Source organism: Kistimonas ophiarachnellae, assembly GCF_057552235.1.
Genome location: NZ_BAAJPA010000002.1, coordinates 385784 through 404359, shown reverse-complemented (window position 1 = coordinate 404359; position 18576 = coordinate 385784). Strand labels below are relative to the sequence as shown.

General features: G+C 51.7%; 16 protein-coding genes and 6 tRNA genes. 11 read left to right on the top strand and 11 right to left on the bottom strand.

Features of this window, described 5'->3' with window-relative positions; translation table 11 throughout:
- Positions 1-84 precede the first annotated feature (84 nt).
- Together AC27K1_RS04050 and AC27K1_RS04045 are read left to right on the top strand one after the other, a co-directional pair.
- A tRNA-Gly gene (locus AC27K1_RS04050) sits at positions 85-166 on the top strand.
- 32 nt (positions 167-198) lie between these two features.
- Positions 199-274 (top strand) — tRNA-Gly (locus AC27K1_RS04045).
- Positions 275-369: 95 nt separating this feature from the next.
- Here the strand turns inward: AC27K1_RS04045 and AC27K1_RS04040 are convergent.
- From AC27K1_RS04040 to AC27K1_RS04010, 7 genes are all read right to left on the bottom strand, one after another.
- Positions 370-996, bottom strand: coding sequence for an ankyrin repeat domain-containing protein (locus AC27K1_RS04040; protein WP_487148484.1), 627 nt, complete (start codon positions 994-996; stop codon positions 370-372).
- A gap of 584 nt (positions 997-1580) precedes the next feature.
- Positions 1581-3272: a glucose-6-phosphate isomerase gene (gene pgi, locus AC27K1_RS04035; RefSeq protein ID WP_487148482.1), complete on the bottom strand. Its 1692-nt coding sequence runs from the start codon at positions 3270-3272 to the stop codon at positions 1581-1583.
- Positions 3273-3308: 36 nt separating this feature from the next.
- A complete protein-coding gene (locus tag AC27K1_RS04030) occupies positions 3309-3494 on the bottom strand; it encodes an HAD hydrolase family protein (RefSeq protein ID WP_487148480.1) in 186 nt (61 codons plus the stop codon).
- Complete coding sequence (locus AC27K1_RS04025) at positions 3491-3838, bottom strand: HAD-IIB family hydrolase (RefSeq protein WP_487148479.1); 348 nt, start codon at positions 3836-3838, stop codon at positions 3491-3493. The genes AC27K1_RS04030 and AC27K1_RS04025 overlap by 4 nt, the downstream gene beginning before the upstream one ends.
- A gap of 72 nt (positions 3839-3910) precedes the next feature.
- Complete coding sequence (ptsG, locus tag AC27K1_RS04020) at positions 3911-5692, bottom strand: PTS glucose transporter subunit IIBC (RefSeq protein ID WP_487148477.1); 1782 nt, start codon at positions 5690-5692, stop codon at positions 3911-3913.
- Positions 5693-5695: 3 nt separating this feature from the next.
- On the bottom strand, positions 5696-8335 hold the full coding sequence (gene ptsP, locus AC27K1_RS04015) for a phosphoenolpyruvate--protein phosphotransferase (protein ID WP_487148476.1): 2640 nt from the start codon (positions 8333-8335) through the stop codon (positions 5696-5698).
- Between the two features lie 393 nt (positions 8336-8728).
- On the bottom strand, positions 8729-9997 hold the full coding sequence (locus tag AC27K1_RS04010; RefSeq protein WP_487148475.1) for a hypothetical protein: 1269 nt from the start codon (positions 9995-9997) through the stop codon (positions 8729-8731).
- A gap of 116 nt (positions 9998-10113) precedes the next feature.
- Between AC27K1_RS04010 and AC27K1_RS04005 the strand changes: the two genes are divergently transcribed.
- Together AC27K1_RS04005 and AC27K1_RS04000 are read left to right on the top strand one after the other, a co-directional pair.
- Positions 10114-10407 (top strand): transcriptional regulator, encoded by a 294-nt coding sequence (locus tag AC27K1_RS04005; protein WP_487148474.1) that lies wholly within the window; start codon positions 10114-10116, stop codon positions 10405-10407.
- Positions 10408-10409: 2 nt separating this feature from the next.
- On the top strand, positions 10410-11681 hold the full coding sequence (locus tag AC27K1_RS04000) for a type II toxin-antitoxin system HipA family toxin (protein WP_487148473.1): 1272 nt from the start codon (positions 10410-10412) through the stop codon (positions 11679-11681).
- 450 nt (positions 11682-12131) lie between these two features.
- Here AC27K1_RS04000 and AC27K1_RS03995 read toward each other — a convergent pair.
- A tRNA-Trp gene (locus AC27K1_RS03995) sits at positions 12132-12207 on the bottom strand.
- A gap of 165 nt (positions 12208-12372) precedes the next feature.
- Here AC27K1_RS03995 and AC27K1_RS03990 point away from each other — a divergent pair.
- From AC27K1_RS03990 to AC27K1_RS03980, 3 genes are all read left to right on the top strand, one after another.
- A tRNA-Ala gene (locus AC27K1_RS03990) sits at positions 12373-12448 on the top strand.
- Positions 12449-12467: 19 nt separating this feature from the next.
- Positions 12468-12543: transfer RNA gene (locus AC27K1_RS03985), tRNA-Glu, on the top strand.
- Between the two features lie 69 nt (positions 12544-12612).
- Positions 12613-12688: transfer RNA gene (locus AC27K1_RS03980), tRNA-Gly, on the top strand.
- A gap of 37 nt (positions 12689-12725) precedes the next feature.
- Here the strand turns inward: AC27K1_RS03980 and AC27K1_RS03975 are convergent.
- Complete coding sequence (locus tag AC27K1_RS03975; RefSeq protein WP_487148471.1) at positions 12726-12938, bottom strand: high-potential iron-sulfur protein; 213 nt, start codon at positions 12936-12938, stop codon at positions 12726-12728.
- A gap of 281 nt (positions 12939-13219) precedes the next feature.
- On the opposite strand from AC27K1_RS03975, the gene phrB reads away from it, so the two are divergent.
- On the top strand, positions 13220-14650 hold the full coding sequence (gene phrB / locus AC27K1_RS03970) for a deoxyribodipyrimidine photo-lyase (protein WP_487148470.1): 1431 nt from the start codon (positions 13220-13222) through the stop codon (positions 14648-14650).
- On the top strand, positions 14647-15084 hold the full coding sequence (locus AC27K1_RS03965; protein ID WP_487148469.1) for a nuclear transport factor 2 family protein: 438 nt from the start codon (positions 14647-14649) through the stop codon (positions 15082-15084). Before phrB ends, AC27K1_RS03965 begins: the two co-directional genes overlap by 4 nt.
- A gap of 35 nt (positions 15085-15119) precedes the next feature.
- Here AC27K1_RS03965 and AC27K1_RS03960 read toward each other — a convergent pair whose 3' ends face one another.
- Positions 15120-15572 carry a PAS domain S-box protein gene (locus AC27K1_RS03960; protein WP_487148468.1) on the bottom strand — a complete coding sequence of 151 codons (453 nt, stop codon included), beginning with the start codon at positions 15570-15572 and terminating at the stop codon, positions 15120-15122.
- Positions 15573-15731: 159 nt separating this feature from the next.
- Here AC27K1_RS03960 and AC27K1_RS03955 point away from each other — a divergent pair, with 159 nt between their 5' ends.
- The gene (locus AC27K1_RS03955) at positions 15732-16706 is read left to right on the top strand and encodes a YbgA family protein (protein WP_487148467.1); all 975 of its coding nucleotides are present in this window, start codon (positions 15732-15734) and stop codon (positions 16704-16706) included.
- A 105-nt stretch (positions 16707-16811) separates the two neighbouring features.
- Positions 16812-17774: a MerR family transcriptional regulator gene (locus AC27K1_RS03950; protein WP_487148466.1), complete on the top strand. Its 963-nt coding sequence runs from the start codon at positions 16812-16814 to the stop codon at positions 17772-17774.
- On the opposite strand, the gene AC27K1_RS03945 is transcribed toward AC27K1_RS03950, so the two are convergent.
- Entirely contained in the window at positions 17734-18513 is a 780-nt protein-coding gene (locus AC27K1_RS03945) for an SDR family NAD(P)-dependent oxidoreductase (RefSeq protein ID WP_487148464.1), read from the bottom strand. The two genes, AC27K1_RS03950 and AC27K1_RS03945, sit on opposite strands and share 41 nt — an antisense overlap.
- Between the last annotated feature and the right edge of the window lie 63 nt (positions 18514-18576).

Genomic DNA, 18576 nt, shown 5'->3' with positions numbered 1-18576 from the left:
CCCTAGGGGACGCCACTTTTCTATTGAGTGGTGTCATCTGCTCGAGACCGGATGTCGGTCGGTAAATAACGCATCAGATTTAACGCGGGAATAGCTCAGTTGGTAGAGCACAACCTTGCCAAGGTTGGGGTCGCCCAGAGCTGGAGAGTGAGTCTCGTTTCCCGCTCCGACGTTGAAACGTCGCAAAATAAATTTCATGCGGGAATAGCTCAGTTGGTAGAGCACAACCTTGCCAAGGTTGGGGTCGCGAGTTCGAGTCTCGTTTCCCGCTCCAGATTAAAAAGCCGTCATCACTGATGACGGCTTTTTTGTTGTTAGACTTATCTTTTCTGTCGCATTGACTTCAAGCTAAGCACTTGTTTCTTTGAGTTAGTTGTTGTTGGCAGCACCGTTCGCCCCGTATAGCTTTAGAAGATTGATCATATCCGCTTGTCCTGTAAGCTTGGCCTGATAGAGTGGGGTATCTTTTCCGGTGCTGAACGCGTTGACATCTGCCCGGTAGCTTAGCAGAAGCCTGGCGAGATCAAGCTTTGTTGAAGAATCAAGAGTTGTTGAAACGATGATCCGGTGAATTGGAGTCTTCTTTCCAGAGGGTGTCTCATTGTTCATACTCCAGGCGTCGGCATTTGCTCCGTGTTCGAGAAGTAGTTCGGTTATGTCATAGTGGCCTTTAGAGGTTGCTTTTGTGATTGCATGATAATGACCTGCTCCCATGTGATGGGTATCCCCGCCATTAGCCAGCTCACGTTTAACTCTCTCAAGGTCTCCATCGCGGGCTGCATTTCTCAAGTCGTATGAACTCTCGAAATTAGCAGGTATACGATCAAGCATGAGCAATCGTATGGGGGGTCTGACCATTTCGACAGCTCTAGCGCCCTTGAGCTGATTCTCACGATTAACACGAGATACCGATACAGCGTAGAAGGGGAGTGAGTGAGTTCGCTCTGAGGTAAGGTTGTTGGCCAAAGCTTGCAGATGGGAATCGCGCGCAGCCATAGGCATCGCAGTGTGTGGGGATGGATGTGCTTGGTGAGCGGCTTGCCGGGAAGCTGGGGGGAAAGCAGTGTTAATTGTTTTGTCCATAGAAAGTTCTCTCCTAAGGTGATAATAGATAAAACCTGACCCTCTCCTGATCGTAAGTGGTCGTATGCAGGATTTTTGCTGGAAGTAAAAAACAACAAAGGCTAGAAGCCAGCTACTAATCGGTGTCATTGTCCGCTGCCAGTAAATGTAAGCAGTCGAGGGATTGTGCGACTGCGCAACCGACCATGGAAAAGGTCTATGCGCCGCTACTAGAGATTGTTTAGGCGCAGATTAGTTCACTGCCTGTCAGAATATTTGACACCATGGTTTTTTATGTGGCAGTTCTATCCTCAAGGACGCCCTCAGTAACTGGGGACGTGTTTTTTTTGCCTTTGTTGACGACACATGAATCGCAAACATTGTGGTCTGATAGTTATGCTATTGGTTTGTGAGGTATGGGGGAGTTCGTGAAGGCGTATTGCTTGCGTTGAGAGGCAGCAGGGGAAGGCTACCGTCAGGCTTATGCCTGATATTAGTGGTAGCCCATTCATGCCTAATCAGCGTTTATTCTGTCTGTTGTGTGTTCGGCGGTAGCGTTGAATCCATTGGTTCAGGATATGATTATTCGGATGGCACTCGGCGCGACCAGCGAGTTGCTCAAAGATCTGATCGCCCAGCACTTTGCCTAATTCGACCCCGAATTGATCGAAACTGTTGATGCCCCAAATCACGCCTTGAACGAAAACTTTATGCTCATACAGGGCAATCAGTGCGCCTAACGCTTCTGGTGTCAGACTTTCCATGACCAGCAGGGAAACGGGTTTGTTGCCTGGAATGGTTTTCTGTGGCGCCAGAGTATCGATCATTTCCTGACTGGCGCCTTCTTTGGCCAGTTCATCCCTGATTGTTTCTTCCGAACATCCAAGTGCCAGTGCCTGAGACTGGGCCAGTGCATGGGCAAACAGCCAATCCTGTTGTTCTCCAATAGGTGACTGGCTGACCATCGGGACAATAATGTCGACAGGAACCAGTCGTGTGCCCTGGTGCAGAAGCTGATGGTACGCATGCTGGCCATTGGTGCCGACACCTCCCCAGATCACGGGGCCGGTCTGCCAGCTGACAGGCTGCCCGTCAGTGGTGACACGCTTGCCATTACTCTCCATATCCATTTGCTGTAGGTGAGCAGGGAATGCTTCCAGGTCTGAGGCGTAGGTCAGCACGGCATGGTTTTGCGCGCCAAAATAGTTGCTGTACCAAATACCCAGCAGGGCCATGATCACCGGCATGTTTTGCTCTAAGGGGGCGATCCGGAAGTGTTCATCCATGCTGTAGGCGCCGTGAAGCAGGCGCTCGAAGACGGTAAAGCTGGTCATCAGGGGTATCATCAGACCGATGGCAGACCAGAGCGAGTAGCGTCCACCGACCCAGTCCCACAGTGGCAGAATGTTGTCCGGTGCGATGCCGAACTGTGTGGCTTTGTCGATATTGTTTGACACTGCGACAAAGTGACGGTGGCTATCCTGCCCTGGCATGCCCTGTTCCAGCATCCAGGCTTTGGCAGCCTCTGCATTGACGCGTGTCTCCAGGGTGCTGAACGATTTTGATGCGACGATAAATAGCGTAGTTTCCGGATCAATCACTTTCAGTGTTGCGGCAAGATCCGCAGGGTCAACATTCACGACATAGTGTGCAGTCAGTCCTTCACGGTGAAACGGGCGCAACCCGTCCAGCGCTGTCTTGACGCCAAGAAACGAACCGCCAATGCCAATGTTGACGATGTGTTTGATCGGTTTTCCTGTATAGCCGGTCCATTCGCCACTGTGAACGCGCTGACATAGTGCGCGCATTCTTTCCAGGGTGTCACGGATGGCGGGCATGACATCTGAGCCATCGACCAGTACCGTCCGCTGGCTTCGATTGCGTAGTGCCGTGTGGAGGACAGCGCGCTGCTCTGACGTGTTGATGATGCTGCCATTAAACATGGCTTCCCGGGACTCTTCCAGTCGGGCTTCCCTGGCCAGTTCAATGAGATCTGGCAGGGATTCTGTTGTAATCCTGTGGCGGGAGTAATCCAGGCAGAGTCCTGCGGCTTCAATGGTGAGTTGCTGGCAGCGTTCCGGCTGTTCCATCAATAGTGCAAGAGAGGTTTCTGCGAGGTGTTTGCAGTGCGACTCGAGAGAGGGGGAGACAGCATATTGGCGCAGGGGGGAGGGGAGGCCGGACTGTTGTTCGATTGAGGGTGTTTTCATTTCTGGGCTGATGTGTTCGCAAAGTGTGTGGGTATCTTACCGCATTACGGCGTTGATACCGGGATCATTGGATAAAAAGGTGTTTGCCAGGTAGGTTGCCACGGCTTCGTCGGCATCAGAACCAATAATTTCCATTTCTGGCAGCAGCTGTTTCAGTCGTTTATCGGCGTTTTGCATGATGAGTCCTTTTCCGGCTGCCGTCAGCATATCGGCATCATTCAAACCGTCGCCAAAGGCGATGTACTGTGCAGGTGAGAGATTGAGATGCCGGGCTTATCAATCAGTGTTGAGACCATGGTCTGAACAATGTCTGCGGGCAGATCCTTTTGAAACAGTCGATCGTTAGTGGGTGTGTCAATGCGGGCGCCATTGGCTGTGATCATAAAGGCGGGTATTTCAAGGGTGTTTATCAGCGCTGATACTTCGCTGGCATGGCGTCCACTGGCCAGAATCAGCTGATAACCTTTTTGGTTCAATTGCTTAAGCGTCGAGACTGTATAAGATCCCAGGCGGTGGTCTGGTGTCAGGAGGGTGCCATCCAGATCGGCAGCGATCAGTGGGAACAAGTTGCTTCTCCCGTGCTTTGTAATGGATGGCAACCAGTATGGGCGTCCTCCGTGGAAGACGCCCACCCGTTATCAGGCAATGGCTACCTTAAGGTGTTCATTGAATGCCTGTTCCCAGGCTGAGGTGTTTTGTTCACCCACCAGGAGGTGAATGACAGTATCGCCGCAACGCATGGCTTCGGTAATGCCCGCCTGTTTCAATGCTTGCGTATCGGGGGCGATGCCCTGTCCAAGCTCAACCCGTATCCGCGTGAGTGCGCAGGCTTTGGCTGATCGGATGTTTTCTGCACCCCCCAAAGCCTGAATCGCAGCCAGGGCGTCACTGGTTTTGATGCTGGCATGTGTCGCTGTAGTTGTGGCGACGGCTTCTTCAGGTGCTGATTCTGTCTCTGCAACACTTGGCTGGGGTTGTGGGTGTTGCTTGAGATAGTGCTCCATATCGGTCTTGAGATTGTCCGAGCGGGTACCGAATATGGCTTGAACGCCGTTACCGACACGAACAACACCGGTTGCACCGAGCTGTTTCAGGCGAGCGTCATTGACCTGGTCAGGCTGTCTGACAGCAATACGCAGTCGTGTAATGCAGGCATCCAGGCTGGTGATGTTGGCTGCGCCGCCGAAAGCTGCGATTAATTCACCGGCCATTGAGCTGGTGTCACTATCGACTGTGGCTTCGGATTCATCTTCACGTCCCGGGGTTTTCAGGTTGAGCCACTGGATGGTGACACGGAAGATGACGTAATACAGGGCGGCAAACGCCAGGCCCAGCACCAGGATGCCCCAGCCGTTGGTGGAATTGCCGTAGAGCAGCGAAAAGTCAATGAACCCGTGGGAAAAGGTCATGCCGTGCTTGATGCCCAGGGCGATACAGGTGAAATAGGCCAGGCCCGCCAGCAGGGCATGAATGCCATACAGGACAGGCGCAACAAACAGGAATGAGAATTCAATGGGTTCGGTAATGCCGGTCAGAAAAGAGGTCAGCGCCGCAGAGATCATGATGCTGGCAATCCGCGCACGGTTTTCCGGTTTCGCGGTGTGCCAGATAGCAATCGCCGCGGCGGGCAGGCCGAACATTTTGAAAAGGTAACCGCCGGCCATGTTGCCAGCCGTCGGGTCGCCGGCGACATAGCGGGCAATCTCGCCAGTGAATTCCTTGCCGGTTTGAGGGTCGACGTATTGGCCGACTTCAAAGAAGAAAGGTACGTTCCAGATATGGTGTAGGCCGAAGGGGATCAGTGCCCGTTCCACAATACCGTAAATGGTAAAGGCGGCAGCCGGATTTTCGCTGGCGGCCCAGGTGGAGAAGGACTGAATTGCTGCACCAATGGGTGGCCAGACCAGTGCCAGAATAGCCGCCACGCCAATCGCTGCAAAGGCGGTGACGATTGGCACGAACCGCTTGCCGGCAAAAAAGCCCAGATAGGCTGGCAGCTCAATCCGGTAATAACGGTTGAATAGAAAGCTCGCGACGGCACCGATAATAATCCCACCCATGACGCCGGTATCAATGGAATCAATACCCATGATACGCGTGGTTTCGAGATCCAGTGCAGTGGCGAAAACACCCATGGTGGCAATCATTACCGCGTAACCGACCATGGCTGCCAGCGCAGCAACGCCATCATTCTCGGTAAATCCCAGCGCAACGCCAATGGCGAAAATCAGCGGCAGGTTGCCGAATACGGCGCCGCCGGCCTGGGCCATGATCGTATTAACAATATCCGGAAATAACGCGAATCCCGCGGAACCTACACCCAGCAGGATACCGGCGGCGGGCAGTACCGCCACCGGCAGCATCAATGATTTGCCGATTTTCTGTAGGCTGGCAAAGGCGCGATGTGCAATTGTTGTCATGGGTTACTCCTTATCTTTCCATTGCGCCAGCAGCGCGCGCACCTGTGTGGCGTCTTCCATGGCGAGGGCTTGTTGTGCCAGTGTGCGGCAATCGGCAAGACTGAGTTCGCGGATACGGGCTTTCACCAGTGGCAGAGAGGGAACGCTGACGGACAATTCGTTCACCCCGAGCCCGAGCAGCAGCGGGATAGCAGTAATATCGCTGGCGATGCCGCCACAGACGCCGGTCCAGCGATTCCCGGCCCTGGCGCCTTCCACGGTCATGGCGATCAGGCGCAATACGGCAGGGTGCAGGCTGTCGATCCGGCTGGCCAGTTTGGGATGGCCGCGGTCCATGGCGAGGGTGTACTGGGTCAGGTCGTTGGTGCCGATGGAGAAAAAGTCGGCTTCTCTCGCCAATTCCCGGGCCATCAGGGCTGCAGAAGGAACTTCAATCATGATGCCGAGCTCAACGGCGCTATCCAGTGACTGGCGTTCTTCCTCAACCAGCTTTTTGACCGCGCGGAATTCTTCCAGGCTGGCAATCATGGGTAACATGATGCGCAAATTGCCGGCTTTCGCACTGCGTAGAAGTGCACGAATCTGTCGGCGGAGCATGGTGGGGCGATTAATGCCGACACGAATGCCCCGTTCCCCCAGGAATGGATTTTCTTCTTCAGGCAGTGGCAGATAGGGCAGGGGTTTGTCGCCGCCGACATCCAGTGTGCGGATGATGACCGGACGCTCCGTGCCCATGGCGCTGATAATATCGCTATAGATTTGTGTCTGTTCGTCTTCGTCCGGTTCGGTTGTGCGATTGAGATAAAGGAATTCGGTACGCAACAATCCAATACCTTCTGCGCCCAGCTCTACCGCTTTGCGTGCTTCATCCAGGCCGCCCACATTGGCTGCTACTTCTATATGTGTACCATCGAGTGTAACGGCAGGTTCGTTTGTCGTTTGCAGTGCAGCCTGGAAAGTGCGCTCAGCATCGTCTTTTTGCGTCTGGCACAGGCTGATCTCATCAGCGGATGGTGATAGCAGCAGGTAGCCTGCATCAGCATCCATGATGACGGTGGCGCCGTCCGCTTGCTCATTGATGCGGCTATCCATGCCGGCAAGGTAAGGAATGCCCAGGGAGCGGGCAATGATGGCTGCATGAGAGCTGGCGCCGCCTTCGAGACTGCAGACGCCAGCCACGCGATCACGATCCAGGCTGAGCAAATCTGATGGGGTAATGTCCAGGTACACGGGAATGGCATTGTCCGGCCAGTTTTCGGTGCCGAATGAAATACCCGTCAATACAGCCAGTACACGTTGGCCAACATCATCAATGTCAGCTGCCCGGGCGGCCAGTAACGCGTTGTCCAGTGATTGTAGTGCGCGAACCTGCTGGTTGACGGCATCATTCCAGGCCCAGGCTGCTGAACGCCCTTCTGTAATCAGGTGGTTGGCGGTTTCGGCCAGTGCCGGGTCTTCCAGCAATTGAACGTGGGCATTGAATATTTCGGATTGTTCCCGTTCGCTGGCGGCTGCGAGTTTGGTCACCAGCTGGCGCAAGTCATCACAGGTTGATGCAATGGCGTTGTTAAGCTGATGTTGTTCGGTTGCTATATCCGATGCCCACTCCTGCAATTCCGGATGCTGTCGGCGAATATGGATGAGTTTGCCAATGCCGAGTCCTGGTGCGGCGCGAACACCGGATAGACGGCGTGGGTCGCTTTGTTCACTGGCTAGAAGGGGTGTTTCGGTTTCCTCGATGGCAGATGTCTGGGTGCTTGTTGAAGCGACATCTTCACCCAGGCCGGCTTCAATGGCCGCAACGATTGAGGCGATTGCATTCTGTGCATCATCTCCCCAGGCTTTTATAGTGACATCGTCGCCCAGCCGGGTATTGAGCTTCATCAGTTCAGTGACGCTGTCGCCGCGTGCTTCGATGCCATGGCAGGCCAGCTTCACGGTTGCATTACACTGATGGCACAGTTTCGCCAGAACAGCAGATGGGCGTGCGTGAAGGCCTTCAGGGTTGGGGATGCGAACAGAGGCTTCGGCATCTGGTTCGCCCTGTGCCTGTGATGGCGCATCGGTGGCGCTGGTTGATGAGGATGTGCTGAGTACCAGCAGGCGATCATGGCCAGCATTGACATGTCCAGATGCCGGATGGCTGATAGCCAGGTTTTCCGGGCCGGTTTGTACAATAACAGTGATCAGGCTGCGCGCGTGGCAAGCGAGATAGTCTGCATCAAACGCCAGCAGTGGTTGTCCGGCTTTTACCTTGTCGCCTTCGCTCACCTGTGGGTTGAAACCTTCTCCGCGTAGCGTCACGGTATCCAGACCGACATGCATCAGGATTTCAATACCACTACCGGTTCTTAAGGTCAGTGCATGGTGGGCTGCATGAAGCTGTACCACCTCGGCATCAACCGGAGCGAGGAGCATGTTGTCGACCGGATCAATCGCGATGCCGTCACCGAGCATACGTTCCGAAAATACCGGGTCGGGTACCTGGTCGATAGGGATGATTGGACCGGATAGGGGGGCCAACAAGGTGATGTCATGCTGTACGGGAGGGGGGGAAGGATTCAATCGTATTGCTCCGCGATAACAAGGCGTAAGGAATTTCAAGGGAGAGGCAGGCGCTGAGTGCGCGTTGATGTACGTCATGCGCCGGTGCTCCCCGCTGCCCACTGTAAGGATTTTGGGGGCGCTCATATTGATGCAGCTCAAATACGCAGGGTATTCGGGTGCAAAACAGGACGCCGCTCAACGTGTAAGTTTGAGGTGCCTGTTACCGATTTATCTTCAGACTGTAGTCTGGTATCGGTAGGGGAAACGTTCAAGGAATTGGCTGTGTATTATGCCGAGGCGGATAAGTGTTAGAAGGTATGCAAGAATAAGAGAAGGTAAAACGAGTGACTTACAAGATGGCAGTGTATGGACGACAAAGTTCCACTTTTTTATAACAAGCGCAATATAATCAGTGAAGAATATCCCTTTTTAGAGGGATGTAGAGCAAAATAGTTCGCTCTGCTGAGATTGCAAGTTTGGGCTGAGAAATTACCATCTAAGCCGTGTGCCCCGGTGCAGTATGTCCTGAATTTCTTCTGATAGATCCAAGGCTTCAAGCTCTTTGTACTTGTCAGGGTTTTCGGCGATAACCTTAAACACGGTTGTCTCAATATGAAGAGGTGTGTTGAAGTGTTCATCGGAATGATCAAATACAGGGTCAGCCTCTCGGGCCTTTCGTTCAACCCATGAAAGCCATTCTTCAGTGTTGGGTGAGGTTAGCGCTTCGTCTGGTGCTTGTTTCATATAGTCCAGAAAATCATAAAGCCGTTTCGCTTTATCATACTTTTCCAGCATGAGTTCGAGGTTTTCCTGACACTGGCGATTATACTTTTTAACGTCGTTAACAAGGCTGCGAAGGGTTTGGCGTAAACCCTCAATATATGCTTTCTTTTTGGCTCCCTCTTCCCTCCGATGTTCGCGCTGCACCTCATCTTCCAACCTGGCGATAATGTCATCTAATTGATCTTCAAGTCGTTTGTTATTTTTATCCTTAATCTCCCTCGACCCGGTTGCGCCAAACTGAAAGCGAAGGATGCCAGTTGATGCATAGCTGTATTCCCACTCCCTCCAATAGGAGTCACTTTTGGTTTTTACCTGCTTTCGCTGCTCTGAAATTGTGAATGTGATAGTGACGCCATCAATGGTTACAGCATTCATGCGCTGATTGCTTTTCGCTGGTATTTGTATAGGCCACTTTCGATCTTTGAAATAGCGCAGGAGGCTGTCATAGATTAGAAGAGCACGTGCCACAGTTTCCGGCATGACAGCCATTTTTATGATTCCCTTAGCCTCGGGCCAAAGATATTTGTATCGATAATCAATTGACGCTTTGGGGCTGTTGTAGCTTCTGAAGGACTTTTTGATTAACGGCAGGGCTTCCTCGATTGATTGCGTCAAGCTGATCGTCTGGTTGCAGGCTTCAGGTGTAGGGATGGGTGTTTTTACTGCTACGGCTGTCTTTTTGGGCGTGTTTACTGTGACTTCGGTGATGTCTTTTTTTCGCGTGGGTAATTTGGGTGGTTTCACAGGTACTGTGAGTGTGATCACCTCCTGAATATCCCCCGCCAGAGGGGGAAGGGTGAAATCCTTCCCTAATTCTACGAGGGTCCAATAACCTGGCGGAGGCAGGGGGATATTTGCAGATTTAGCAGCTTCTGTAATGACGGATGCAGGAAACTCCCATTCTTCTGTCAGGGCCTTTCTCGTTTTTGACCAAAGGGCGCGGTATAGCTCTGAGCGTGTCATGCTTTGCGACATAGGATCCTCAAGTAGTACATCTATTGAACTATATGGATATAATAGTGTCTATAATATGGGTATATATCCTTTTTAAGCTACTATTATGTCTATGTTTTATTGGGTTTGGATGTGTGATGGCTCTTCTCTCTTTGGTAACTGCGCCTGATATTCAACAGCGTTTGGCTGATTCGGTCAGATTGTTGAGAAAAACGAAAAAGCTTTCTCGCAAGGCGCTCGCAGAAATGAGTACGGTTCCTGAGCCGACAATCAAAAAGTTTGAGACGACAGGGCAGATCTCCCTGCGGCAATTTCTTTTGTTGTGGCAGTCGGTTGCGGATCTTGGCTCTTTTGTTGATCTTGCGAAGCAGGCAGAGGATAAATTAGTACAATCCCAGCCTCGTTCAATCAATGATGTCCTCAGGAGCTGAGCATGAATACAGCAAATGTTCGACACCTGCAGGTTTGGCGTCGTTTGTCTGATGGGGGCGATACTCTGGTCGGTGAGTTGGCGCAGAATCAACAGGGGACGTTCTTTCAATATGATTCATCTTATCTTGAGCGCTGGCAGAGTCTTTCTCCCTTTAGCTTGCCATTTGATAACAGTCTGACAAAAGCGCCTAAGACTCCCCATGCCGGTTTGCACGGGCTGTTTTCTGATTCCCTTCCAGATGGCTGGGGTATGCTACTGATGGATCGGGTCTTCCGGCAGCGGGGAATATCGCCTCACAGCATTACCCCAATGGATCGTCTGGCCTATATCGGCAGGCGCGGAACGGGGGCATTGCACTACATCCCCGCTATGGATAGCGAAAGTGAAGAAGGCCTGACTGAGATGGCCACGCTAGGTGAGCAGGCTGCTTTGGTTTTTGATGGACAGACGGATGAGGTACTCCAGGCGCTGGCCAATGCCGGTGGATCCGGTGGCGCCAGACCGAAGGCATTGATCTATTTTGACCCTGAAAATCCGGAGCAGGTATTCACTGCTGAGCATGGGGCAAAAAGTCAGGCCTGGTTGGTTAAATTCACGTCTTCAAAGCTGGCCTTGGGACATGATGAAGGGCTGTGTGAGGCGGCTTGGCTGGATATGGCCAGGCAGTGTGGTATTGATGTGCCGGAGCACAGGCTCTTCCCTCAGAAAAATGGACATGCCTGGTTGGCCGTAAAGCGATTTGATTGTGTGGAGGGGGTTCCTTCTGGTCGCAAGCATATGCAGACCTTGTGTGGTTTGCTTGATGCTGATTTTCGTCAGCCGTCCATGGATTATGAAGACCTCATTAAGGCCAGCCAGATACTGTGCCAAAGCCCGGCAGTCGGTCGGGTGCAGTTCCTGAGGGCTATGTTTAACCTGTTTGCCGTTAATCAGGATGATCATACAAAAAACTGGTCGTTCCTGATGTCAGACTCCGGGCAATGGCAGCCGTCGCCAATGTACGATGTTACCTTCAGCCCGACCCCTTACAATGAACACTCCGTGGCATTTGGTGGGTATGGTTCCAAACCTCCGTTGAAAACGGTTCAGAAGCTGGCTTCCTATGCCAACTATGCATCGTGGAAGGAGGCCCGGAAGGATTTGCAGATGATTTGCGATGTACTGGCAGGGTGGTCAGATCGTGGCAAAGAACTGGGAGTGAAAACTATGAGGGTTAAAGAGATCAGCGCCCAGATCAATAGGGTATATGAGGAAAATAAAGGGCTGTTGTAGTTCGTATTTCAGTGTCGGTAAGATCAATTACCGGTACTTATCTCAATTCTTAATACGATTAGGATAAGGGCGTGGCAGAAGCATGTATTAAACAGCGGTCTGCGCTGGTTGCTGTAAAAAAAGCAGGTATGAATCAGAGAAAAATTGCACTCCAAGTTATTCCCTGCAAATATCGACGAACGTAACTGCCGTCGGTAAAAACAGTAATTAACAGTCGCTGTCGTTTAATGTGATCGTAACCTTTTGGAATATATGTAGAAAAGAGAGGGGCGGAGGGTTTTGAAGATATATCCCCGTTTTTAGAGCACAGAGTCAGGCATGTGGCTCAAAATGGTGAAGATAACAGAAATGGAGGCAATGACCGTTTCCCTCACCCTCTCACGAAGCGCAAGCCAGGTCGGTTGCTTTGAGTAGGAGCTGAAAAAGAGAGGTAAGTTCTATAAAGGAAGATGGCAGGCCAAGAGGGAATCGAACCCCCAACCCCCGGTTTTGGAGACCGGTGCTCTACCAATTGAGCTATTGGCCTGTGAAGTGGCTGGAGTATAACACGAGAATAATGCTGCTTTTCCAGTCTTTTTTTCAAAAAAGTCTTTTTGTTTCAGTCGGTTGACAAGACTTCTTAAGGTCCATAGAATGCGCTCAATCTTCGCTGGGGCAGCTTGTTATTTGTCCTTGTTGAGAGGATGTTTGTGGGGCCATAGCTCAGCTGGGAGAGCGCTACAATGGCATTGTAGAGGTCGGCGGTTCGATCCCGCCTGGCTCCACCAAATTCCTGTAAGAATTTGCGTCCCCTTCGTCTAGTGGCCTAGGACACCGCCCTTTCACGGCGGTAACAGGGGTTCGAGTCCCCTAGGGGACGCCACTTTTATATTGAGTGGTGTCATCTGCTCGAGACCGGATGCCGGTCATTAAATAACGCATCAGATTTAACGCGGGAATAGCTCAGTTGGTAGAGCACAACCTTGCCAAGGTTGGGGTCGCGAGTTCGAGTCTCGTTTCCCGCTCCAGATTAAAAAGCCGTCATCGATGATGACGGCTTTTTTGTTATCCAGGCAGTCGTTTTTGCAGTGTGGCGCCTGACTTCAGCACCCATGCTCTGCACAAGTCTTCAGAACTGACCTGCCGGCCCTGGAACAGGTTGCAGCCTTTGTTCCCTTCGACATAAAGCACGCAGTTTTTACATTTCTGTCCAGCCCGGTACTTTTCATCACCCTTCGCGTCCACGGCATTGGGAATATAACCAAAGTGTTTTGCCATCGGCTCATCAACACAGACGACCTTTTCATCCGTAAGGGGGAGTGTTGCGAGTGGAATCAGGGAAAGTCCGATAGTGTTTTTTTTCAGAAAATCACGACGGCTTTGCGTGCGGGCTCTCCCCTTAGATTAATTACGACTAATCACGTATAAAAAGCTTCGTAAAATGACTAACTTATTGATGTTCTTTTGTACTTATTGAATTTATATTTGTACGTGTATAGATAATTGTATAAGAATAATTCGGGATATGTTGAGAGCGCTGACGGAGAGGAGGGTAAGGTGTGGCTAAAACCCGACAACTGGTATGGTTCCGGACAGATATCAGGGCTGAAGATAACAAGGCGCTTTATCAGGCATCGCAGGCTGGTGATGTGGTAGGTGTTTACCTGATCCAGCCGGGTCAGTGGGCTGATCATGACGACAGCCCGAATAAATTGTTTTTCAGTCTTTCCTGTGTGGCTTCGCTTCAGCGGCGTTTGGCTAAGCTCAATATTCCCTTGCTGGTCAAAGAGGCTGGTTATTATTCTGATTCTGCAGAGATATTGCTCAATCTTGCGCGTTCCCTGGATTGTCAGGGCGTCTGGTTTAATGATGAATACGGTGTGAATGAGCAAAGCAGGGACAGGAAAGTAATAGAAGCATTTGATGCAGCCGGGTTCTCTGCGCATCGATTCACGGATGCGGTCCTGGTGGAACCGGGCCGGGTAACGACGGGAAAGGGAGAGGCTTTTAAGGTTTTCACACCATTCAAGAAAGCCGTCTATCGGTATTTACGGCCAGAAGACTGGCAGCCATGTCCACCTCCATCAAAACAAGCTTCTCTTGATATCGCTTCGGATCCTGTTCCTGTTGATCGATATGCTCCGACTGCATCCAACATCCTTGATCGATGGGGGCCTGACGAGACGTCTGCCCATAAATCGTTAAATGATTTTATTGAATCGCGTGTTCAGCGCTATGTTGAGCAACGGGACTTTCCAGCGCTGGATGGCACAAGCAGTCTGTCACCTTGGCTGGTGGCTGGTGTGTTGTCTATTCGTCAGTGTTTTGATGCTGCTGTTCGCGCCAATGATGGTGAGCTGGATAGTGGGAATGCCGGTATTACCTGCTGGTTAGGGGAGTTGATATGGCGAGAGTTTTATAAGCATATTCTGGTCGCGTTTCCCCGTGTTTCGATGCATCGTCCTTTTCAGGTTGATACGGACAAGCTGAACTGGCGACATGACCCCGTATTGCAGGAAGCCTGGGAATCCGGAAAAACCGGTTTTCCCCTCGTCGATGCGGCCATGCGACAGTTGGTGGCTACAGGCTGGATGCATAACCGTTTGCGCATGGTGACCGCGATGTTCCTGTCCAAGAACCTGATGCTGGATTGGCGAATAGGCGAGCGCTTTTTCATGCGCCACCTGGTGGATGGCGATTTGGCTGCCAATAACGGGGGATGGCAGTGGTCAGCCAGTACCGGTACCGATGCGGCGCCGTATTTCAGGATGTTTAATCCTGTCAGTCAATCCGGGAAGTTTGACCCGGACGGCACGTTCATTCGCACCTGGGTGCCTGAGCTGGCAGCGCTGGATAATAAAACGATTCATCAACCGTTGACGGGAAAGACGGGTGATTTGTTCGGCGCATTGGATTATCCGGCGCCGATTGTTGATCATTCCGCATCACGTCAGCGAGTGATGGAGGCTTTCAAAGGATTGCGTTCATGAATGATTCTGAACATCTCAGCCGGTTTCTTGAAGTGTGGTCAAAGATAAGCGCTGACACGATTGATACTCTGGATCAGATTTACGATGAAAATATTGCCTTCTCTGATCCGTTGCATCACGTGCAGGGCTTATCGTCCTTGAGGCAATATATCGCCAACATGTATGAGAATGTGACTGAAGTCCGTTTCTCTTTTGGTAAAACGCTGGTGGATGATGATCAGGCTTGTGTCGAGTGGGTGTTGCGTTATGCGCATCCGCGGCTGCGGGGCGGTGAGCCCATTGATATTCCTGGATGCAGCCGGCTGGAATTCACCGCGGCGGGGAAGGTGATCCGGCATCGGGATTACTTTGATGCCGGCGCTTTCCTTTACGAGCATCTGCCGATAGTAGGTTCAATTATCAGGGCGTTGAAGCGGAGGCTGTCAGACGACTGATATATTCATGATGAACGGTCAGTCGTTGATTGCTGTTATTTGTCGCCTTCAAGTGATGCAATTTTCGATTTTAGCGCCTCGATCTCCTGCTCAAGGGCTTCAATTTTCTCCCGGGCTTCCATCTCTTCCGTGACATCTTTCTGGATGCCGATGTAATACATCAGCTGGTCATCGTCATTGAATACCGGGGTGATACGCAGCTCGTTCCAGAACATGGAGCCATCCTTGCGGTAGTTGCGGACGACTTCGCACGTGGGTTGATCCTGCTTGAGTGCCCCGCGAATCCGTTCAATCGCATCCTGTGCGCGATCCTCTTTCTGCAGGAAGCGGCAATCCTGGTACAGAATTTCCTCACGGGTATAGCCGGTCAGGCGTTCGAAGGCAGCATTGGTGTAAATGAGAATATTCTCATCACCTTCGCGTTCGGCGACGACAATCCCGTCATTCGATTCATCCACCAGTTTTTCCAGCAAGGTCGGGTCAATCATTGCCTTCTCTCCCAAAAAGCCCCTTGTACAACTATGTGAATATCCAGGCCGGTTAGCAAGTTTTGCGGTATTGATACTGACGAATTTGTCAGGGATTGCTTTGCTAAACTGATATAAAGTTGTACATTATTTATATGGTTGTACAAAAAAGAGGTGCTCATGGCTATTGTACCACTAGAAAAACCACAGCGTCATATAACCTTGGGTATTAGTGCTTGCCTGATGGGACACAAGGTTCGTTATAACGGCCAACACAAGCGCTCATCTTTCTGTATGAATACCTTGGCGGAGTATTTCAATTTCCTTCCAGTGTGTCCGGAAGTTGGCATTGGTCTGGGGACACCGAGAGAACCTATCCGTTTGGTAGGTACGTCTGATAACTACCGTGTTGTGGGTACGGATTCACCCGATCGTGACGTGACAGAGCAGCTTGAAGCCTATGGGCGCGAGAAGGCGCGCGAGCTCAAGGATATCAGCGGTTATATTCTCATGCAGAAATCCCCCAGTTGTGGGATGGAGCGGGTGAAGATCTACGGGGAAAATGGTATTCCATCGGGCGATAACGGGCCGGGTGTGTTTGCCCGCAGCCTGATGGCAGAGAATCCACTGTTACCGGTGGAAGAAGAGGGGCGACTGCACGACCCGATCCTGCGCGAGAATTTCTTCACCCGGGTATTTGCCTGGCACCGCTGGCAAACCGAAGTGATGCCGAACCCGTCGCACAAGGCTGTGGCTGATTTTTATACGGCATATAAATACCAGGTGATGGCTCACAGTCCACAAAATTACACCGAACTGGGTCAGTTGATTGCAAAAGGTAAAGCAATGCCAATTGACGAACTGGTGGAGGCGTTCAGTCATATCTTTATGGCAACCCTGGCCAAGCGGGCGACCCGCAAGTCCCATACTAACGTGATGTTGCACCTGATGGGTTACCTTAAAAAAACGGTCGCAGGCAGTGAACGTGAAGAAATTCTAAAACTCATTGAGCAGTATCGGCAGGGCGTACTGCCCCTCGTGGTGCCGATGACCCTGCTGAGAAACTATCTGCAACGCAGTGGCGGTGACTATATTCAACAGCAGGTTTATCTTCAGCCGCATCCTGAAGTGTTGGGATTAAGGAACACAATATAGGCAAAGTCTGTCCATTTGCTGAGGCCGTCAAACAATCAAGACCTGCTTGGGACAGGCGGCACGTGATTCTGTAGAATCACCCGGGTTCAAAGGAAACCGCAAGTGATGACTGATAAAGAAGAAGTTCTCCCTGAAGTTGAAGGCGCGAATGCAGCAATGTTGCCCATACGGGAAGTGTCACGGCTGACCGGTGTGAATGCTGTCACCTTGAGGGCATGGGAGCGTCGCTATGGATTGATTAAGCCTCACCGAACCCCCAAGGGCCACCGTCTTTATTCTGAGGACCATGTTCGCCAGATTCGCGCCATTACGGACTGGATAAACCGGGGCGTCTCCGTCAGTAAGGTGCGCAAGTTGTTGGAAGAATCCGTAGCCGCGGCGGAGCCTGAGACTGGTGTTTCCGATGACGGTGTCTGGGACATCTATCAGCATCGCTTCATTGCTGCACTTAAGGCGCTGAATGAACAACGGCTCGACAGTGTGTTTCATCAGGCGATGACGGAGTACCCCGCAGATACCGTGATTCGGCGGTTGTTTGAGCCAATGCTCGACAAATTGCAAAGTGCCTGGCAGGGCTTGTACGGCGATCGTCTGGAAGAACGCTTTTTGGAGAATTTCCTGCGGACGCGTATCGGCTTGAAACTGTACAACGCGAACCGTCAGTCGCAGGCAGATGATGCCTGCAGCATCATGTTCCTTAATCTACCAGGAGAAGTCTCAGAAATGGAGCTTCTTCTGTTATCGCTCTCAGCCGCCTCGCACGGCTGTAAGGCGCATTATCTGGGAGCAAGTATCCCGCTGGTCGAAATTCCGCTGGCGGCAGAGAAGCTGCAAGCGTCAGCAGTCGTTTTGCAGGGTAACTCAGCACTGGATAGAACAACGTTGTCGAGGGATCTGCTGCGCGTTGGGCAGACGTTGACAGTACCCGTGATTATTGCCGGTCAAAGCGCCAGGATCCATCAATCAACACTGGCACCGGCTGGGTTCCATCTCTTATTGCCCGGTTCTGACCAGACACTGGTATCCGTTATTCCGGATCTCCTTTCTGCAGCCCCCCAGTCAGTCTGAACCACAGGGAAGCCGGAAGCAGTGACAGGAGTTTCAGTGGCCAGATTAATCGTTTCGGGAACGCAATTTCGAATCGGTTTCCCCTCAGGCCTTCGATAATGCGTTGACTGGCCTGCTCAGGTGTTAGAAGTGCTGGCATGGTAAAGCGGTTTTTACGGGTAAGCCGAGTATCGACGAAGCCCGGGCTGATAAGTCGTAGTTGAATGCCTCGTCTGGCCAGTGCCGGCCGCATGGACTCCGCCAGATTGATCAGTGCGGCCTTGCTGGCACCATAAGCCCCTCCACCCGGTAAGCCCCTGTAGCCAGAAGGACTGACGGTGATCAGAACCTGCTTCGGAGGCACAGGGAAGTGGTTGAGGCAAATGTCCAGCCCATTCAGAACGCTGTGTATGTTAACCCGCATGACTTCCCATTCCCGTTCACAGGAAAAGGTACCCGCATCCAGTGGGTCATAAATGGCGGCATTCAGGATGACGGCCTCTGGGGTGCCTTGTTGGCTGAAAATCTGGTCAGCACTGCCCTGAAGTGCTTGCAGTTGGGTCGCATCGCAAGGATACCCCGTTAATTTCCCTGTAGCGCTTTTGCTGGCTTTTTCGAGTTGTACAAGATTTTCAGGGTTTCTGGCGCTCACTGCGACCGTGCATCCCTGCTGTGCAAGGTCCAGTGCCAGTGACCGGCCAATACCCGTGCTGCCGCCAATAATCCAGATATGTTGGGGTAATGCCTTTTTCTTATACATGGTTTACTCTCGCACCGACTATTTTTATTATACAATAAAAATATAATGTACAAGAAAGAGAGA

Coding starts and splice junctions, on each gene's coding strand:
- AC27K1_RS03960 (WP_487148468.1), bottom strand. CDS start 15,572: ATGATTGACCCGACCTTGCTGGAAAAACTGGTGGATGAATCGAATGAC.
- AC27K1_RS03955 (WP_487148467.1), top strand. CDS start 15,732: ATGGCTATTGTACCACTAGAAAAACCACAGCGTCATATAACCTTGGGT.
- AC27K1_RS04010 (WP_487148475.1), bottom strand. CDS start 9,997: ATGTCGCAAAGCATGACACGCTCAGAGCTATACCGCGCCCTTTGGTCA.
- AC27K1_RS04040 (WP_487148484.1), bottom strand. CDS start 996: ATGGCTGCGCGCGATTCCCATCTGCAAGCTTTGGCCAACAACCTTACC.
- AC27K1_RS03950 (WP_487148466.1), top strand. CDS start 16,812: ATGACTGATAAAGAAGAAGTTCTCCCTGAAGTTGAAGGCGCGAATGCA.
- AC27K1_RS03945 (WP_487148464.1), bottom strand. CDS start 18,513: ATGTATAAGAAAAAGGCATTACCCCAACATATCTGGATTATTGGCGGC.
- AC27K1_RS03975 (WP_487148471.1), bottom strand. CDS start 12,938: ATGGCAAAACACTTTGGTTATATTCCCAATGCCGTGGACGCGAAGGGT.
- ptsP (WP_487148476.1), bottom strand. CDS start 8,335: ATGACGTACATCAACGCGCACTCAGCGCCTGCCTCTCCCTTGAAATTC.
- pgi (WP_487148482.1), bottom strand. CDS start 3,272: ATGAAAACACCCTCAATCGAACAACAGTCCGGCCTCCCCTCCCCCCTG.
- AC27K1_RS04000 (WP_487148473.1), top strand. CDS start 10,410: ATGAATACAGCAAATGTTCGACACCTGCAGGTTTGGCGTCGTTTGTCT.
- ptsG (WP_487148477.1), bottom strand. CDS start 5,692: ATGACAACAATTGCACATCGCGCCTTTGCCAGCCTACAGAAAATCGGC.
- AC27K1_RS04005 (WP_487148474.1), top strand. CDS start 10,114: ATGGCTCTTCTCTCTTTGGTAACTGCGCCTGATATTCAACAGCGTTTG.
- AC27K1_RS03965 (WP_487148469.1), top strand. CDS start 14,647: ATGAATGATTCTGAACATCTCAGCCGGTTTCTTGAAGTGTGGTCAAAG.